This window comes from Vibrio palustris, assembly GCF_024346995.1.
GTDB lineage: Bacteria > Pseudomonadota > Gammaproteobacteria > Enterobacterales > Vibrionaceae > Vibrio > Vibrio palustris.
This window is the reverse complement of the sequence record NZ_AP024887.1, coordinates 913,066-928,754: the sequence shown is the minus strand read 5'-3', so window position 1 is coordinate 928,754 and position 15,689 is coordinate 913,066. Positions and strand designations below refer to the sequence as shown.

The following is a 15,689-nucleotide window of genomic DNA, read 5'->3' as shown; positions in this document are numbered from 1 at the left end:
GACCATTACAGGTAGTATATGTCTTTGCCAAGTATGTTTACTCTACGCTGATCAATGGAGCCATCATTTCTATATCTGATATACCTGCCAACAACAGACCGAACGGAGTATATATTTCCGATACTTCCTGCTTCTCTCAGTCTTGTGTCTTTTGATCTTCGGACAAACTCGGGCTTTTTAAAAACTTGATTATTAGCTCCCCGGTCAGTTCTAGCTTCATCATAGTAAGAGTCTGGTCGCTCTAGAAGGAAGAGATCTACAATAGATTCATCTACAGTTCGTTTTTCTTCCTTTACAGATGTGCCATCTTCGTATTGAAGGTTGAGAGGCTTATTATTAAAAACTTCACAGTCTTTAGAGTGCTCTCCGTAGATTCGATAGTGCGGGGCGACCTTCATATCTTGAAGGTCTTCATCTAAGTTTGCACAGGTTACTTGTGCTGTACAATCTGTTCCCGGGCAAAGAAATTTCTTCTTATCTGTGATGACGCCAGACCAGTAAAGATCATATGCTCTATCAGGATCTAAATAATCATTTGCCTCAATGCTAAAAGCAACATCTATTGCCAACTCAAAACTCCTTGTGAATATAACGCCCGCCTAACACGCAATGTGTTGGCATGGCTTTTTGCGTTGTTTGCCAAAACCATGACAACTTTACATTGTCGGAGTTTAAGCGCTTGTTATATATTGTTCTTATTAATCAATTGGATAACTATCTTCATAATGGTCGTCACACACAGGGTGATCTTGAACGTAATTCGTAGCGGTTTTTTCACAAAACTCACATTCAGTTCCTTCTGGAACTTTCCACTCAGCGCAATGAGGACATCCATCTTCTTCAGATGAATACTCCGTTCCACATTCATCACAAGTTATCTGTTCTTCTTCAGAACAATTTGGGCAAGAGTCAAATTCGTCATCGGAATATTCTTCACCGCATTCGTTACATACAATACTTTTACTCATTTACTTTTCTCCTTGTGTAAATATTTAAAGATATAACGCTAAGCTAAACAGCGCAGTAAAGCTGGCGGCTTTTTTGGAACAAAAAAGATGACAGGTTTACGCAGTCCGTTTTGAGCGCCTTGTTATGTGTTTTCTGCATTATTGAAAGGTATGATGCTTGCTAGGCCATCATCAACATCAAGACCATATGCAACAGCAATATCTGCTACAGAGACACCACACTTTTCTCTTAACTTGAAAAGCTCCCGCTCAAGCATCGATGTTTGAACCGGGGCATCGAATTTTGAAAATTTCGGGTGCCCAAGCTTGTCACTAAACTCTTGGCAGGCTTTTCTCATTCGCTTTAATGACTTTGCTAATTTGGAATCACTTGGCAAAGCCTGAAGGCCCTTTGTTAATTCAGATCTAATATCAATGACAATCATCGCCTGCGTTAGAAAGATGGTTGTCATCTTAAATTCAATGCTAAGAGACGGTACTATGTGGAATGACAATATGGCGAAAAATTAACGATTGACGCCATACTCGTTTATGTGGACTCCCTATTTTCAATACATTTTTTGCTTAATGATATTTGCTTGCTTATGTGCGAGTTCTGATGAGGTGCTACCTCGACTCTATGACAATTTCGCTGATTAGGGTGCAACGCTTGTTAGCGAGATTTACTTCTCAAACGAGTATTCTGCATCACCTAATTTAATATTCATTTCGCGTTCGTATCGAAAATTAATTGAGTTGATAATCCGTTCCATTTTTTAACATCGCAAAAGCTGTTCTAACATTTTTATTGGCTAATGCCACTGCAGCACATTTCTTTCCACGCCGTTCAATTAATGCTTTCAACCAGCTTTCTTTCTTGCTTTTAGCTTCTCTTTTTTCAACTTGTTGAATGACAGACATGGAACCTGTAATCAGTAAACTTCGTAAACTTGTATTTTTACGTTTACCTATTGTTCCTAATTTTACTTTACCACCAGAGCTGTGTTGAACAGGGATTAATCCAATACAGGCTGATACATCTCGCCCTTGCTTAAACTCCCCTAATTCTTGGTCAGCAATCACAATATAAAGATAAATAGCATTGAGCAAACCTATGCCTTCTATCTTCATCAATTTTCGACAATCTGGTGTATTGATAACCCACTCTTCAAGCGCTGTATTGTAACTCTCTAACGTGACACAGATTTGCTGATACAGCGATAAGGATTTATTCAACATGGCTCTGAATGAGACACTCAAGCCATTTTCAGCGTCTTCGAGAATCAATTCGATCGTCGATATAAGCTTGCTTTCTCCTCGACCCACTTGAAAATTAAACTCACGTAAAAGGCCTGCCAGTTGATTCCTCAATGCCGTCTTTTGTTTGATGCATTGCTCACGTAACCGGAGTATGGCTTGTGCCTGCTGTTGTTGTGGCGTCTTACTGGATACAAAATGAATATCAGGTAATAACGCTGCTTGAACTATCGCTAACGCATCATTTCTATCCGTCTTTTGGTTCTGACGAATCGCCATAACCAACCTTGTTGAAATCAGTTTCGCTTCATGCCCTAGAGAGCGACTAACCTGCGACCAATAATTAGAACCACTACACGATTCGAAAACTACGATAGATGGGGATTGTTGACGTAAAAACTCACTAAACTGCTGAGGTGTCAATTCTTTATTAGACTGCACCTTGGAGCGTGCATAAACGCACACTTGAATCGCTTTAGTCGCTAAGTCGACACCAACAATCGTAGTATTCATCTGATTCTCCCAGTACGTTGACTCACTCAAAGGTTAGTCTGTAATTAGAGCGGGAGTCCAATTATCTTGTTAGGTTTGTTCATCACGCTCATTACCATGAGTCAGATTGAATACTTCATCAACTATATCTGATTCCAGTGCTGCACTCATTTTGAGCTTAACATACTGACTAACACCTAGGATGATGTTATCTTTGAGGGCGTCCTTAACTTGGGTTTCATATACATCTGGTGTTTTTAGTAGTTCGTCGCGATAAACATAAATTGCGCCTTTCCATTTGCGATTTACTAACTTCGCGCCTAGGAAACGATCGCGCTTCCCAGTGCAATTAGGGAAAGACATACGATGGTAATAGGCGGAATCAACTCTGAACGGTTCACGCTCACCTTCAAAGAATTCCGGCAATAAGAAAGGAAGCTCGATTGACTCTAAACTTTCCCCTTCTAATTCGCCTTTTAACTCCGCTTCAATTTTAAACACATACCATGAATGAGGATTACTTTCGGGTAACTTCGTAATCTCAAACGATACGTCTAAGATAAGGTCACTCAGAGAATGGCGAGCAACATACACATCAACTAGCTTTCTTAAAACAGCGCTAGGTGTTGTGTTATCCCACTCACATAGTTGCTTTAACTTTGCTTCAACACCACGATCTATTCTGACACGAATAGATGAATCTTTATTGTTTTTCATAACTCACTCCGTAGTACAAATTAAAAATGCACTACAATAATAAGATACAAAAACAATTGTGTCACGTTTTATTTTTGTCCTACAAATACAAACCTAACATTTTAATAGTGCGCATGCGCGTTATTCTGGCTGATAAATTGGTTAATGATTGATATTAATACACTTTTACTGACACGACTATGACAAACCAAGCAAAAAAACACTATTCGAGTCATAAAAACAGGCATGCAACTGGCAAACATCAAAATAAACTGTCTATTTATACAGAAAAGAGATGATGTATCCACAAGGAGTGGTCGATGTCTTCCAGTCCATTTATCAGTCACCTCAGAAGCGAGTTGCGTGTACGGGGGTACAGCATGAAAACGGAAAAAACCTACTTGTATTGGATTCGTTATTTCATCAGGTGCAATAACCTAAAGCATATAGCAAGACATTCATCGTATTCGCGTGAGCGCAAAGGCTGCATTGCCACGTCCTCATTTTGCTTGAGCAACGCAACCTCAGCAAACCGTATATCTACTGCAACCTTTGATGCAGTGCGGCCTTGTATTTATTGGCGATAATTACGTTCAAAGGTGCCTGGCGGCATATGCTGAATTTGCGCATCAATCATATGATCAAACGCGGTGAGCAATGGGGTGAAGTTCTGCTGCGGGCGTAATACCCGTAATACATGAAAGCCGGCTTCTACCGTTGATAAGGCATTACTGTCTGGGGCTTTACGAATGCGGTAATTACCGGCGAGGTCTTTGGGTAGGTGTAGGCTGGCAAAGTGATGTAATTGCGTATTAATCTGCCACATTTTGAAGGCTTTTTTCCATGTGCCATCTAATAAAATAATGCGTATTGTTTGTGTGGGGCGCTGAGCAATCTGTGTGACTTCTATCGAGGCATCGCTAGGGTATAAAACATAATGGCTGACGTTAGGTTCACTCAATAAGGTATTGAGCTCTGCGTGTTCACGAAAATCTTCCCCCACAAAGCATCGCGTTGTTTCTGGCATACACAAAGAAAGAATACGCGCCGTGCCCATCGGCCGAGAAGCTTCAGTCGGGTGTTGAAGAATGATAAGCTCGATGTCCGTATTCAGTGGTATTATCGCGTCACAAATACAGACTTTGTGTGCTTTACCACATTGAGAACAATAGCGGGACATAACGTGAACCTTTATCTAGCATTATTGATTATTACTGGCGTGTGTGTCGGATTGCAATTTGAGCCAGCAGCGTCTTGGGCTGCGTGGGACTACACCGATATTATCCACGGCGAATGGTGGCGCATAATAACAGGAAACTTTACCCATACCAACTTTTATCATTTGGGTATGAATATCGCTGCACTTTGGCTCATTAGCTGGATATTTAAGCCGCAATCGCGACAATTAGCTTGGTTATTAGCATTGAACAGTGTCACTGTCGGCTTGGCAATTTTTGCTTCTTCTCTGTCCCATTATGTCGGGCTGTCAGGAGTATTACACGGTTTGTTTGCCTTTTGGGCACTACAAGAAACGCTCAACGGGCGTCGTTCTAGTGGGTTATTATGCGCCGCAGTTGTCGCCAAGGTGTTATGGGAACAAACCATGGGGCCTGCTCATGAAACAGCCGTACTCATTGGCGCTAAAGTTGCTATTCAAGCCCATTTAGCTGGCATGGTCACGGGGTTTAGTGCCGCGGGATGGTCACATTGGCGCGCGCTTCATCATATACATGAGAAAACTTAGCCTTTACCTCAGCGCGGTATGATCTGCCATCAACCTTAATTTATTATTCTGACGGCGGCAGCTTGCTGCCAGATGCCCCACCTTGCAGCTTATTAATAAGCGGCAATATACGTCCATTAAACATCTCTGTCGCTTGGCTTTGCATTGTTTCGACATTCAGTTGTGGCTGTTCAAGCAAGCGATCACGTAACGTTGAGACTTGTTTAGCACAGAGCTGACTCACCTGATCATCACTACTAGAGGAGCACAACTGATTCAATTGTTTAGAAGGGAGCTGGGATAACAGCTTAGACATGGTTTCGCTATCCATGCCAGAGGCCTGTGCGGCGCTGGCACATAACAATAAAGGTAAAAAGGCGAGTGTCTTTTTCATGAAAGTGTCCTTGGTGATGAGTGTGGCATAACGGTACTGAGCAATATCAATATGCAAGCAACGTGTGCGTCTTTATTCAGTCAATCGTCGCGGGATTAAACGTCTTAACAACGATGACTTAACTAGCATGATATATGCCACACTGCATCTAACGGGCATCACGGCTTTAAAGCGGCGCGACTCCAGCCACTTCCATCACGCTGACCGCTTGAGTACGTTCCAAAATTTTCACAATCACGGTTTGAATCGTTTCATCATGGCGAGCATCAACCGTAGACGACAATTTTTGCTCTTGAGGAGCTGCGCCTTCTTCTGTAATAAACTGCACCATAACATGCGTCGCTAGCTCTGGTTTAACACCAAAATAGGCAATAGAGACCATAGGGTAGCCTTTAAATCCTTTGCTAACTTGCTTTGCAATCCGTTTTTTTGCTTTATCGATGTTCATTCGTTGTCCTTACAATCATGAACGAGGAAGGAAAACCTTCCCTATCTTGCCTATTCCATCACCATACGGACTTCACTGTCACGATATTGCTAATAGATTCACAAGAATGAGAATACCTCGGTACACTCATTGAGAAATATTGGAGTTATCCAAGAGAAGCTTCACGTTGAGCTTCGACTGCCATTAAGAAATCGCGTAATACTGCATCAGGGCATGGTCGGTAATGTTTATTTCCTGGCTTACGGAAAAAGGCACCAAGTTCGTGCTTATTAAACTCAACACCGACAAACTCAAAGGTATTGAGCATATCTTCTGCTTTAAGGTTTAATGCAATACGCAGTTTCTGTAAGATCATATTGTTGTTTAATTCAGTTTCAGGCTTAGGCTGTTCGCCTTCACGCTTACCACGTTTCATATTAATCAGACCATTCAAAAAACTGGCTAACTGCACATCGGTCAAGGTAGTCTCTGCATTATCCGTCTCTTCACTTAACCAAGTCGCAATGTCGACAGTGGTCACTTTCATATCCGTAGACGCGAAAGTCTTAGCAATGCTGGTATCTTTTAGGTTAAAAGCCGAAGTGATGAGACGAAAAATATCATTATTGTTCAAGTTGAATCCTAATCTTGGGTCATTCCAGCTCAATCGACACGATTGCTGGCGCGAGTTTATGGTATCAAACTTATTGGGTTATACCTAAGATTGGATCGTTTAGCACTCCTTGGGCTAATCGCCTGCTACTTTTTTACTCCCCTCATTAATACATACCTAAGACATACGGTGATTAGCGCTTTCTATCCATCAAAAAAAAGCCGCTCTCATAGCGACTTTTATCGATAAAAGATTAACGCGAGGTGGACGTCAAAGGCACTTCAGGATCAGGTTCATGAGTAATACGGTTACGTAAATCGCGGCGAATAATTTCAATAGACCAGAACCAAACTAAATGACCCACAATTTCTGAGACATGTTCATACCAAGGTAAATCCCATAGCGGTGGTGTTAACCCCATTAATGGGAAGCTAATCATGTGTACAAATAATTGCGCTAATGCACCTGCTAATAATCCTTGCCATAATTTAATTTTTGGAAACTGTTCGGCAACAATACAATAACCAACGGCAAAAACAATTGAGAAGGTGATATGTGTTACCCCAACCCAATTAAATACATGCCCAGCAAACGTGTAAACCGCAGCATTAGGATCAACAACGCCTAACCAATCGCGTAAAAATACATAAGGGGGATTTAAAAAGTTACGCGAACAGTCAATGTTTTCAGCCATTCTAATTAAAGATTCTGGAGCACAAGCACCAGTAAAAATATCCGTTGGACTGCGTGGTGGCAGTGGATGCTCGCCGCCCCATTTAACAAATGCAGAGACAATACCTGCGATGATTCCGATAAATGCGGCTAAACCGTAACGGCGGCGTGAAGGGTCAGACTGCTCAAAAAAATTCATATATTCACCATTAATACCTTTGTCATTCAATGGCAAATAAAATATCAAGTTGAAGCACGTTGAATACTAACCTAGATCAATAAACTAGTTCACTTAATGAAAATAAATAAAAAGATTAGAAAAACAATAATAAATTCATTTTTATCGTTTATAGGAATATAAACAATTGCTAATAAAATAAACGGCCTTATTAAAAAATAAGGCCGAATAATTAATACATATTTAATTCGATGATTATTTATACAATTGGACGTTGACCACGATTCATTAATTTCATTAATACGCCATCGGCAGCTTCACCGGCCATACCAGAAACTTTTTCAGTCAGCTTTTTCTTTTGTATATAACGAATGTTTAATACGGTTTTCTCTTTACATGCATCAATCACCAGATCATCAGAGGTTTTAATCTCATCCACCAAGCCAAGTTTTTGCGCCTGTGTACCAAACCAGTGCTCGCCTGTGGCAACGGTGTCTAAATCTAAGCTTGGACGGTGATCGCGAATAAAGTCTTTAAATAAAACATGAGTTTCTTCAAGCTCTTGCTTAAATTTATCACGCGCTTTATCGGTGTTTTCACCAAACATAGTAATGGTACGTTTGTATTCACCGGCGGTCATTTGTTCGTAATCAATATCATGTTTTTTCAACAATTTATTGAAGTTAGGAATTTGCGCGACCACGCCGATAGAGCCAACAATCGCAAACGGTGCAGACACGAGCTTATCGCCAATACACGCCATCATGTAACCACCACTGGCCGCAACTTTATCAATCGATACAGTTAAGCTTAAACCGGCATGTTTGAGACGATCCAATTGTGATGAAGCTAACCCATAGCCATGCACCATTCCGCCTCCAGATTCTAAACGAAGAATGACTTCATCTCCCTCTTGCGCGACTGCGAGAACGGCGGTGACTTCTTCACGTAGTGCTGCGACTTCTTTTGCATCAATACTGCCATTAAAGTCTAAGACAAACACATGAGGATCTCGCTTGGTGCTCACCTCTCCGCCTTTCGCTGATTTTTTCGCAGCCTTGGCTTGCTCTTTATCTTTTTTCTTTTGATTTTTCTTTTCAGATTTATCGCGTGCTTTTAGAACCGAATCATCCAGTAAATGATGTTCCATTTTTTCAATGGTTTCTTTATGCTTTTCGGTCAAGTTAGTCACTTCTAACTCCCCTTTGGCACTTGAAGGTTTACCATTACCCGATTTTACCAGTGCCAGCAGTACAACAACCGCGACAACAAATGTGACTATCTTGGCTAAAAACAAGCCGTATTCCATCAAAAATTCCAATGGTCATATCCTCTATAATGCGAAGTAGTGTATTGTAACCATGTTGTTACCTAGACTGAAACCCTCATTAATTCGAAGGAGCCTATTATGGACTATTCTGTCTCTCCCGATACTTTAAAAAACAAAGTGATTCTCGTGACGGGGGCGGGAGCAGGAATCGGTGAACAAGCTGCAAGCAGCTATGCCCAACATGGCGCCACTGTGATTTTGCTGGGTCGTACCGAAAGTAAACTCAAAGCGACATTTACTGATATTGAATCGGCCGGCTACCCAAGGCCTATCATCATGCCAATGGATTTGAAAAATGCAACCGAGCAAGACTATCAAACGCTGGCCAACACCATTCATGAACAGTTTGGCCGCTTAGATGGTGTCCTACACAACGCTGGTCTGCTTGGTGAACTTGCCCCTTTAGATGACATAGACTTAGCAACATTTGATGATGTTATGCAAGTCAATGTACGGGCACAGTTTATGATGACAAAAGAATTATTGCCACTATTGAAAGCCTCAGACGATGCTCGCGTTGTATTTACCAGCTCAACCGTTGGCCATATCGGGCGTGCCTTGTGGGGAACGTATTCAATTTCGAAGTTCGCGACCGAAGGTATGATGCAGGTATTAGCCGATGAAGTTCGTGACACGCCAATTCGTGTTAACGCAATTAATCCGGGCGGTACTCGCACAGACATGCGCGCTTCAGCCTTTCCGGGCGAAGATCCTCAGACACTCAAAACACCACTCGACATTATGCCTTTGTATGTGTATTTAATGGCGCCAGAAAGCCGAGATGTTCACGGCCAATGCATTGACGCTCAACCTAAACGCTAATGCCTATAAGCAAGTACTTACCAAAAGGTAAGTACTTGTTTGTCGATAAATTGCGAGTAGACTGAAATCACTAACGAGAGATAACTCTCTATATTGATAGCTAAAGGAAACCCGTGATTATGAAATTATATTTTACGCCTGGGGCATGTTCTGTTTCACCGCATATCGTTCTGGAAGAACTTGGTTTAGCTCATGAATTAGAGCAAGTCGATCTACAAGCCAAACGTACCGTGAGTGGTGAAAACTATCTTGATGTCACTCAAAAAGGTTATATCCCTGCCTTAAAACTGGATAATGGTCATATCTTGACGGAAGGGATTGTCATTGCACAGTATCTCGCAGATTTAAAACCAGAAGCCAATTTAATTCCTGCATCCGGTGAAGAGCGCTATCAATTACAAAGCTTGATGGTGTATATCTCCACTGAACTCCATAAAGGTATGGGGCCGCTATTTAATCCAGCAATTACGCCAGAAGAGCGTGACAAAGTTATCGCTGGCCTTGCTAAGCGTTTTCAATGGATTGCCGATCAAATTGGCGATCGCGATTTTGCTTTTGGTGATCATTTCACCATCGCCGATGCGTACTTATTTACCATCCTCAATTGGACCAACTTCCTCGAAGTGGATATGAGCGCCTACCCTGTTCTACAAGCTTACATGCAGCGTCATGTTGAGCGTCCATCAGTGCAAGCGGCTTTAAAAGCAGAAGGGCTGATTTAAGGTCTTTGATTGACGATAAACTCACGAGTAAAAACCGAGCTTTGCTCGGTTTTTTTATGTCTAGCTATTTTTCACTAACTCCCTAGCGCGACAGTCTTTTTAGGCTCTTTGAATACGGAGCATCGCGAGCGCTGATATATTTTCCCTTGCTTGTTCAATAACACTCAATATACTGTATTTATATACAGTATATTTTTATAAGCAAGGGGGTAACCGATGAATGAATTGATCACCGAACTCAAAAACAAACATTGGTTATGGCAAGCCTCTTCTGGCTCTTCTCGCCATTTTTCTGCTGACACCGCACAACCAACTGGTTATGCCATGCTCGACCAAAAACTCATGGGAGGCTTTCCGCTAAGTGGCGTGATTGAGATTCAAAGCCCGGCGGGGATTGGCGAGCTGCGCTTATTACTCCCATATTTAGCCAATTATACCCAGCGTTTAACTGTTTTTATTAATCCGCCGGGCCATGTTCACAGCGAAGCCCTTACTTATGCAGGACTCACCTTAGACAAGGTATTGGTATTAACACCAAACACCGCTAAGGCCGCATTGTGGGCGGCAGAACAGTGCTTAAAAAGTGGCGCATGTGAGCAAGTATTATTATGGCAAAATCACTTAGAAGTTCATCACGCCCGGCGCTTACAAGTCGCGAGTGAAGCTGGGCAGTGTGTACAATTTTTATTGCGTCGTCCGCAACAGCAAGTGTTTTCATTACCTGTGACGCTCAGTTTGCAATTACACCCCGCCCGCCATGGTATTACAGTACAGATAAAAAAATGCAAAGGCGCTTGGCCAACCGAGCCCTTTACTGTGCCTTTTCAAGAACACTGGCCAGAGTTAATACAGCTGGATACACCCTCTGTGGTTGTGCCTTTCCCATCCCAACAACAGGTCTAACACAATGAAATGTTGGCTGTATTTACACTTTCCCAACTTACAGTTGGACACTTTGTTTGGCGAATCTGAACAGCCAACAGCGTTAGTGCATGGCACACGGCCTAAAATTGTGCAGGTCAATGCACTCGCTCATGCACAAGGCATTCATACTGGCATGGGGTTAGGTAGCGCAGCCGCTCTTTGTCATGATTTAAACGTTATCGCTTACAAACCAGAAAAAGAGCATGAAGCCTTAGAAGGCATTGCCAAATGGCTCTACCTTGTCACTTCCGATATTGTGATATTTCCGCCGCAAGGCTTATTACTCCATGTCACACCTATGCTGACGTTATATGCGGGCTTTGAGAACTATTGGCAGGCAATTCGCCAACATCTTGCTCAGCAAGACGTGTGTTATCACTACTCCACCGGATTTTCTCCATTATGCGCGCAGTTATTAGCTGAGCATCACCAGCAATGCCTCACGCAAGATAAGGCGTTATTACAGCAAAAACTCATGGCGTTGCCTTTAGCAAAGACTGGATTAGCGACTAAGCATATCGAAGCATTACACCGCGTGGGCACACAAACCATTGAAGCGCTGACTGACATTCCGATGGCCGAATTAGCACGACGTTTTGATATTGATGTCGTCAATTATGTTGGCCGCTTATTGGGTACATTTCATCATCCATTACAAGAGTATCGTCCCTCAGAATCGTTTTCAGCTCACCTACCCTTATTGTATGAATTGAGCCATACCCAGTGGCTAGAAAAGCCCTTACAACGGTTACTTGTACAGCTCGAATCGTTCCTACGTTTACGTAATCAAGTCGCCTATGAGCTTACACTGACTCTAATACAGCGTGATCAACAAACGGTTGATGTGATATTTAACGCCGCCCAAGGTGAATATCGCCATACCGCATGGTTAATACTATGCAGACTGCACCTTGAAAGCGTCACATTAACGCATCCTGTGATAGAAATAACGCTTCATGTGACTCGGCTAGGAGAGATGGAGTCGCAAGCTGACGACTTATTTAATGGTCGGCAAGGTAAACAATCGCATCAAGAACTCGTGAGCATATTGCAAGCGAAATTGGGCTCACATCACGTTTATCAGCCCCATTTTAACGACGATCCCCGACCAGAAAAGAGCACGCAATATTGCCAGCCGCAAGACATGCTCCCGCAGCCACAGCGCCAAGCCCAATTGCGCCCAACATTACTGTTTACCCCGCCACGGCCCTTGGTGGACCCAGTGACTATTGTGCAAGGCCCTGAACGAATCGCGACAGGTTGGTGGGACAATAATATGCTGATTCGGGATTATTTTATTGCGTGTAGCCATGACGGCCGCTGGTTATGGGTTTACCGTACCCCAGAGAAAACGTGGTGGGTTCATGGTTTGTTTAGTTAATAGGAGAACACATGGCTTACGCAGAATTATTTTGTCAAAGTAATTATTCATTTCTCACCGGCGCTTCTCACGCTGAAGAATTGATGATTCAAGCCGATTTCTTACGCTACCAAGCCTTAGCGATCACAGATGAATGTTCGGTCGCAGGTGTGGTCCGCGCCTATACCGCGATTCGTGAGCACAACCTCGCCATTGAATTGATTGTTGGCAGTGTATTTACCTTATCAGACACATGCCGCTTGGTATTGCTGTGCCCTAACCGCGCGGCCTATGCCGAGTTATGCCGGGTGATATCCAATGCGAGGCGACGCAGTGAAAAAGGCCATTATGAATTATCAGAGTGGGATATTTTGTCTCTTAAACAGTGTTTTATTATATGGCTTCCCCAACACACTGAGCATGATGATACTTGGGCACACTGGCTCAGCCATACCCACCGTGAGCGCTTATGGATTGGCATACAGCGCCATTTGACGGCTGGAGAGTTTCGCTATGTTGAGCATTGCCAACAACTGGCGGCCTCTCACCAATTACCCATCACTGCCTGTGGTGGCGTGATGATGCATAACGCCACCCGCTTACCCTTACATCACGTGTTGACGGCAATCAAATTAGGTAAACCCATTGCGAACATCCAAGCACATCTACTCACCAATACTGAACGAGCTTTACGCAGCCAAAGTAAGCTGGCCACTCTTTTCGAGCCTGAATGGCGCGCCGAAAGCGTGCGCATTGCTAAACGCTGCCAATTTCGGCTAGACAGCTTACGCTATGAATACCCTAAAGAATTGGTGCCAGATGGCACAACAGCGATGAATCATTTACATGCCTTAGTCGAGCAAGGCAAGCACTGGCGTTTCCCGGATGGCGTACCTCATGATATTGCCGACACCATCGAGAAAGAACTGCGACTCATTGCAGACATGGATTACGCCTTTTATTTTCTGACGATTCACGACATAGTGCAATTTGCTAAGCAACAGGGCATTTTATATCAAGGACGTGGCTCAGCGGCCAACTCTGTGGTGTGTTATTGCTTAGCCATTACCTCGGTCGACCCCCGCCAAATCTCAGTCTTATTTGAGCGTTTCATCAGTAAAGAACGCAATGAGCCACCCGATATTGATGTGGATTTTGAACATGAGCGACGCGAAGAAGTCATTCAATATATTTATAAAAAGTATGGCCGACAGCGCGCTGCACTCGCGGCAACAGTGATTAGTTATCGCTTTAAAAGCGCGGTTCGTGATGTAGGCAAAGCTTTGGGAATTGATAGTGCCCAATTAGATTACTTTATTCAAAACGTTAACCGCCGCGACCATCAACAAGATTGGCAAAACCAAATTGTTGAATTAGGGCTTGAGCCAGACTCCATCGTCGGCCAGCAGTTTATTACCTTTATTGATGAAATTTTAGGATTTCCTCGCCACTTATCTCAACATGTTGGCGGCTTTGTGATTTCTGCTGGGCCTTTGTATGAACTAGTGCCAACCGAAAATGCCACAATGGCAGATCGCACAATTATTCAATGGGATAAAAACGACATTGAAAGTTTAGGGCTGCTTAAAGTCGATGTGTTAGCTTTAGGTATGCTTACCGCGATCCGCAAATGCTTTGACATTATCCACCAGCATACTGGCACGAGATTAAGCATTGCCGATATTACACGATTGCAAGACGATCCCAAGGTTTACGCCATGATTCAACAGGCCGATACCATTGGCGTCTTTCAAATCGAATCTCGCGCGCAAATGAGCATGCTGCCGCGCTTAAAGCCGCGCTGCTATTATGACTTAGTGGTACAAATCGCGATTGTCAGACCCGGCCCCATTCAAGGCGACATGGTGCACCCTTACCTCAAACGCCGAGATGGCGTAGAGGCAATCCGCTATCCTTCTGAAGAAGTTAGAGGTGTATTGGAGCGCACCATGGGCGTCCCTATATTTCAAGAACAAGTGATTAAGCTTGCCATGGTCGCAGCAGGTTTTACTGGCGGCGAAGCCGATCAATTACGCCGCGCGATGGCTTCTTGGAAAAAAACGGGGCAATTAGCGAAATTCAAAGATAAATTGATTACTGGCATGCAAGCACGCGGCTACCGTACAGAGTTTGCCGAAACCCTGTATCAGCAGATTTGTGGCTTTGGTGAATATGGTTTTCCAGAAAGTCATTCCGCGTCTTTTGCCGTGCTCGCTTATTGCTCAGCCTGGCTTAAGTGCTATTACCCTGAAGCTTTTTACACCGCGCTATTAAATAGCCTGCCAATGGGTTTCTATAGTCCATCGCAGTTAATTCAAGATGCGCAGCGTCATGATATCCATATCGAACCGGTATGCATTAATCATTCTCACTATGATCACACGGTGGTGACAAGCCAAACACTCTCTGCCTCGCGGTATTCTATACGCTTAGGGTTACGCCAAGTTAAAGGACTCAGTGAACACGGCGCACAACGTTTAGTAAAAGCACGTCCAGATAATGGCTACCAGACAATGAGCCAAGTAAAACGTCTCCAACTCACACGTAGAGATATGGAAGCCTTGGCCTCTGCTAATGCCATGGCAATGATTGCCGAGCACCGCTATGCGACGCGTTGGGATATGATGGATACGCTCAATGACTTACCTCTGTTTGAGCATTTATCAGAACGCCTCCCCCAAGCACACCGAGCACCGAGTTGTGCAGAAGATCTGATTGAAGATTACGCTGCGACCGGCCTCTCGCTTGCTCATCATCCCATTACCTTGTTAGATCAAGCTGGGCAATTACCGCGTTTTACCCGTCATCGGGATTTATCTCAGCAACCTGATGGCAGCATGATAACCGTGGCCGGCGTAGTAACCGGTCGACAAGCGCCTGGCACCGCGACTGGCATTACCTTTGTTACATTAGAAGATGATACTGGTAATACCAATGTCGTGATTTGGCAAGCGACAGCGCGCGCACAAAAGCAAACATTTCTCAATGCCAAGCTCATGTTAGTTAAAGGAATATTAGAAAAAGAAGGCGAAGTCACGCACGTTATCGCAGGTAAGCTGGTTGATCTCACCCCTCACCTTGCGACACTCACCGCTCCCTCACGAGATTTTCATTAAATCGCCTCAGTATACT

19 protein-coding genes are annotated in these 15,689 nt (G+C 43.5%); 8 read left to right on the top strand and 11 right to left on the bottom strand.

Annotated elements, in window-relative coordinates; all coding sequences use genetic code 11:
* Positions 1-5: 5 nt before the first annotated feature.
* The 5 genes from OCU30_RS04540 to OCU30_RS04520 all read right to left on the bottom strand — a co-directional run bounded on the left by OCU30_RS04540 (position 6) and on the right by OCU30_RS04520 (position 3,413).
* A complete protein-coding gene (locus OCU30_RS04540) occupies positions 6-569 on the bottom strand; it encodes a hypothetical protein (protein WP_205408762.1) in 564 nt (187 codons plus the stop codon).
* A 129-nt stretch (positions 570-698) separates the two neighbouring features.
* Positions 699-968 carry a hypothetical protein gene (locus tag OCU30_RS04535; protein WP_077311868.1) on the bottom strand — a complete coding sequence of 90 codons (270 nt, stop codon included), beginning with the start codon at positions 966-968 and terminating at the stop codon, positions 699-701.
* 122 nt (positions 969-1,090) lie between these two features.
* Complete coding sequence (locus OCU30_RS04530; protein WP_162494399.1) at positions 1,091-1,420, bottom strand: hypothetical protein; 330 nt, start codon at positions 1,418-1,420, stop codon at positions 1,091-1,093.
* A 274-nt stretch (positions 1,421-1,694) separates the two neighbouring features.
* Positions 1,695-2,717, bottom strand: a complete 1,023-nt coding sequence (locus OCU30_RS04525) for an IS110 family RNA-guided transposase (RefSeq protein ID WP_077311864.1) — start codon at positions 2,715-2,717, stop codon at positions 1,695-1,697.
* 69 nt (positions 2,718-2,786) lie between these two features.
* Positions 2,787-3,413 (bottom strand): hypothetical protein, encoded by a 627-nt coding sequence (locus OCU30_RS04520; RefSeq protein ID WP_077311862.1) that lies wholly within the window; start codon positions 3,411-3,413, stop codon positions 2,787-2,789.
* A gap of 274 nt (positions 3,414-3,687) precedes the next feature.
* On the opposite strand from OCU30_RS04520, the gene OCU30_RS04515 reads away from it, so the two are divergent.
* Positions 3,688-3,828, top strand: coding sequence for a hypothetical protein (locus tag OCU30_RS04515; RefSeq protein ID WP_235861809.1), 141 nt, complete (start codon positions 3,688-3,690; stop codon positions 3,826-3,828).
* Complete coding sequence (locus OCU30_RS17340) at positions 3,773-3,979, top strand: hypothetical protein (protein WP_368677444.1); 207 nt, start codon at positions 3,773-3,775, stop codon at positions 3,977-3,979. The genes OCU30_RS04515 and OCU30_RS17340 overlap by 56 nt, the downstream gene beginning before the upstream one ends.
* Here OCU30_RS17340 and OCU30_RS04510 read toward each other — a convergent pair.
* Positions 3,967-4,572 carry a tRNA-uridine aminocarboxypropyltransferase gene (locus OCU30_RS04510; protein ID WP_077311858.1) on the bottom strand — a complete coding sequence of 202 codons (606 nt, stop codon included), beginning with the start codon at positions 4,570-4,572 and terminating at the stop codon, positions 3,967-3,969. The genes OCU30_RS17340 and OCU30_RS04510 overlap by 13 nt on opposite strands.
* On the opposite strand from OCU30_RS04510, the gene rrtA reads away from it, so the two are divergent.
* On the top strand, positions 4,471-5,136 hold the full coding sequence (gene rrtA / locus OCU30_RS04505; protein ID WP_205408761.1) for a rhombosortase: 666 nt from the start codon (positions 4,471-4,473) through the stop codon (positions 5,134-5,136). The two genes, OCU30_RS04510 and rrtA, sit on opposite strands and share 102 nt — an antisense overlap.
* 43 nt (positions 5,137-5,179) lie before the next feature.
* On the opposite strand, the gene OCU30_RS04500 is transcribed toward rrtA, so the two are convergent.
* The 5 genes from OCU30_RS04500 to sohB form a co-directional block, all read right to left on the bottom strand.
* Positions 5,180-5,509 (bottom strand): hypothetical protein, encoded by a 330-nt coding sequence (locus tag OCU30_RS04500; RefSeq protein ID WP_077311854.1) that lies wholly within the window; start codon positions 5,507-5,509, stop codon positions 5,180-5,182.
* 166 nt (positions 5,510-5,675) lie between these two features.
* Positions 5,676-5,957 (bottom strand): hypothetical protein, encoded by a 282-nt coding sequence (locus OCU30_RS04495; RefSeq protein WP_077311852.1) that lies wholly within the window; start codon positions 5,955-5,957, stop codon positions 5,676-5,678.
* Positions 5,958-6,102: 145 nt separating this feature from the next.
* Positions 6,103-6,570, bottom strand: a complete 468-nt coding sequence (locus OCU30_RS04490) for a YehS family protein (RefSeq protein ID WP_077311850.1) — start codon at positions 6,568-6,570, stop codon at positions 6,103-6,105.
* 232 nt (positions 6,571-6,802) lie between these two features.
* The gene (locus OCU30_RS04485) at positions 6,803-7,420 is read right to left on the bottom strand and encodes a YagU family protein (protein WP_077311848.1); all 618 of its coding nucleotides are present in this window, start codon (positions 7,418-7,420) and stop codon (positions 6,803-6,805) included.
* Between the two features lie 238 nt (positions 7,421-7,658).
* Entirely contained in the window at positions 7,659-8,720 is a 1,062-nt protein-coding gene (gene sohB, locus OCU30_RS04480) for a protease SohB (protein ID WP_095532875.1), read from the bottom strand.
* An 87-nt stretch (positions 8,721-8,807) separates the two neighbouring features.
* On the opposite strand from sohB, the gene OCU30_RS04475 reads away from it, so the two are divergent.
* The 5 genes from OCU30_RS04475 (at position 8,808) to OCU30_RS04455 (ending at position 15,673) form a co-directional block, all read left to right on the top strand.
* A complete protein-coding gene (locus OCU30_RS04475) occupies positions 8,808-9,551 on the top strand; it encodes a YciK family oxidoreductase (RefSeq protein WP_077311844.1) in 744 nt (247 codons plus the stop codon).
* A 119-nt stretch (positions 9,552-9,670) separates the two neighbouring features.
* The gene (gene gstA, locus OCU30_RS04470; RefSeq protein ID WP_077311842.1) at positions 9,671-10,273 is read left to right on the top strand and encodes a glutathione transferase GstA; all 603 of its coding nucleotides are present in this window, start codon (positions 9,671-9,673) and stop codon (positions 10,271-10,273) included.
* A 216-nt stretch (positions 10,274-10,489) separates the two neighbouring features.
* Positions 10,490-11,176, top strand: a complete 687-nt coding sequence (gene imuA / locus OCU30_RS04465) for a translesion DNA synthesis-associated protein ImuA (protein WP_077311840.1) — start codon at positions 10,490-10,492, stop codon at positions 11,174-11,176.
* A 4-nt stretch (positions 11,177-11,180) separates the two neighbouring features.
* Entirely contained in the window at positions 11,181-12,578 is a 1,398-nt protein-coding gene (locus OCU30_RS04460; RefSeq protein WP_077311838.1) for a Y-family DNA polymerase, read from the top strand.
* 11 nt (positions 12,579-12,589) lie between these two features.
* The gene (locus OCU30_RS04455) at positions 12,590-15,673 is read left to right on the top strand and encodes an error-prone DNA polymerase (protein ID WP_077311836.1); all 3,084 of its coding nucleotides are present in this window, start codon (positions 12,590-12,592) and stop codon (positions 15,671-15,673) included.
* Positions 15,674-15,689 lie beyond the last annotated feature (16 nt).

Coding starts and splice junctions, on each gene's coding strand:
- OCU30_RS04535 (WP_077311868.1), bottom strand. CDS start 968: ATGAGTAAAAGTATTGTATGTAACGAATGCGGTGAAGAATATTCCGAT.
- OCU30_RS04530 (WP_162494399.1), bottom strand. CDS start 1,420: ATGACAACCATCTTTCTAACGCAGGCGATGATTGTCATTGATATTAGA.
- OCU30_RS04525 (WP_077311864.1), bottom strand. CDS start 2,717: ATGAATACTACGATTGTTGGTGTCGACTTAGCGACTAAAGCGATTCAA.
- OCU30_RS04520 (WP_077311862.1), bottom strand. CDS start 3,413: ATGAAAAACAATAAAGATTCATCTATTCGTGTCAGAATAGATCGTGGT.
- OCU30_RS04515 (WP_235861809.1), top strand. CDS start 3,688: ATGATGTATCCACAAGGAGTGGTCGATGTCTTCCAGTCCATTTATCAG.
- OCU30_RS17340 (WP_368677444.1), top strand. CDS start 3,773: ATGAAAACGGAAAAAACCTACTTGTATTGGATTCGTTATTTCATCAGG.
- OCU30_RS04510 (WP_077311858.1), bottom strand. CDS start 4,572: ATGTCCCGCTATTGTTCTCAATGTGGTAAAGCACACAAAGTCTGTATT.
- OCU30_RS04500 (WP_077311854.1), bottom strand. CDS start 5,509: ATGAAAAAGACACTCGCCTTTTTACCTTTATTGTTATGTGCCAGCGCC.
- OCU30_RS04495 (WP_077311852.1), bottom strand. CDS start 5,957: ATGAACATCGATAAAGCAAAAAAACGGATTGCAAAGCAAGTTAGCAAA.
- OCU30_RS04485 (WP_077311848.1), bottom strand. CDS start 7,420: ATGAATTTTTTTGAGCAGTCTGACCCTTCACGCCGCCGTTACGGTTTA.
- OCU30_RS04475 (WP_077311844.1), top strand. CDS start 8,808: ATGGACTATTCTGTCTCTCCCGATACTTTAAAAAACAAAGTGATTCTC.
- gstA (WP_077311842.1), top strand. CDS start 9,671: ATGAAATTATATTTTACGCCTGGGGCATGTTCTGTTTCACCGCATATC.
- imuA (WP_077311840.1), top strand. CDS start 10,490: ATGAATGAATTGATCACCGAACTCAAAAACAAACATTGGTTATGGCAA.
- OCU30_RS04460 (WP_077311838.1), top strand. CDS start 11,181: ATGAAATGTTGGCTGTATTTACACTTTCCCAACTTACAGTTGGACACT.
- OCU30_RS04455 (WP_077311836.1), top strand. CDS start 12,590: ATGGCTTACGCAGAATTATTTTGTCAAAGTAATTATTCATTTCTCACC.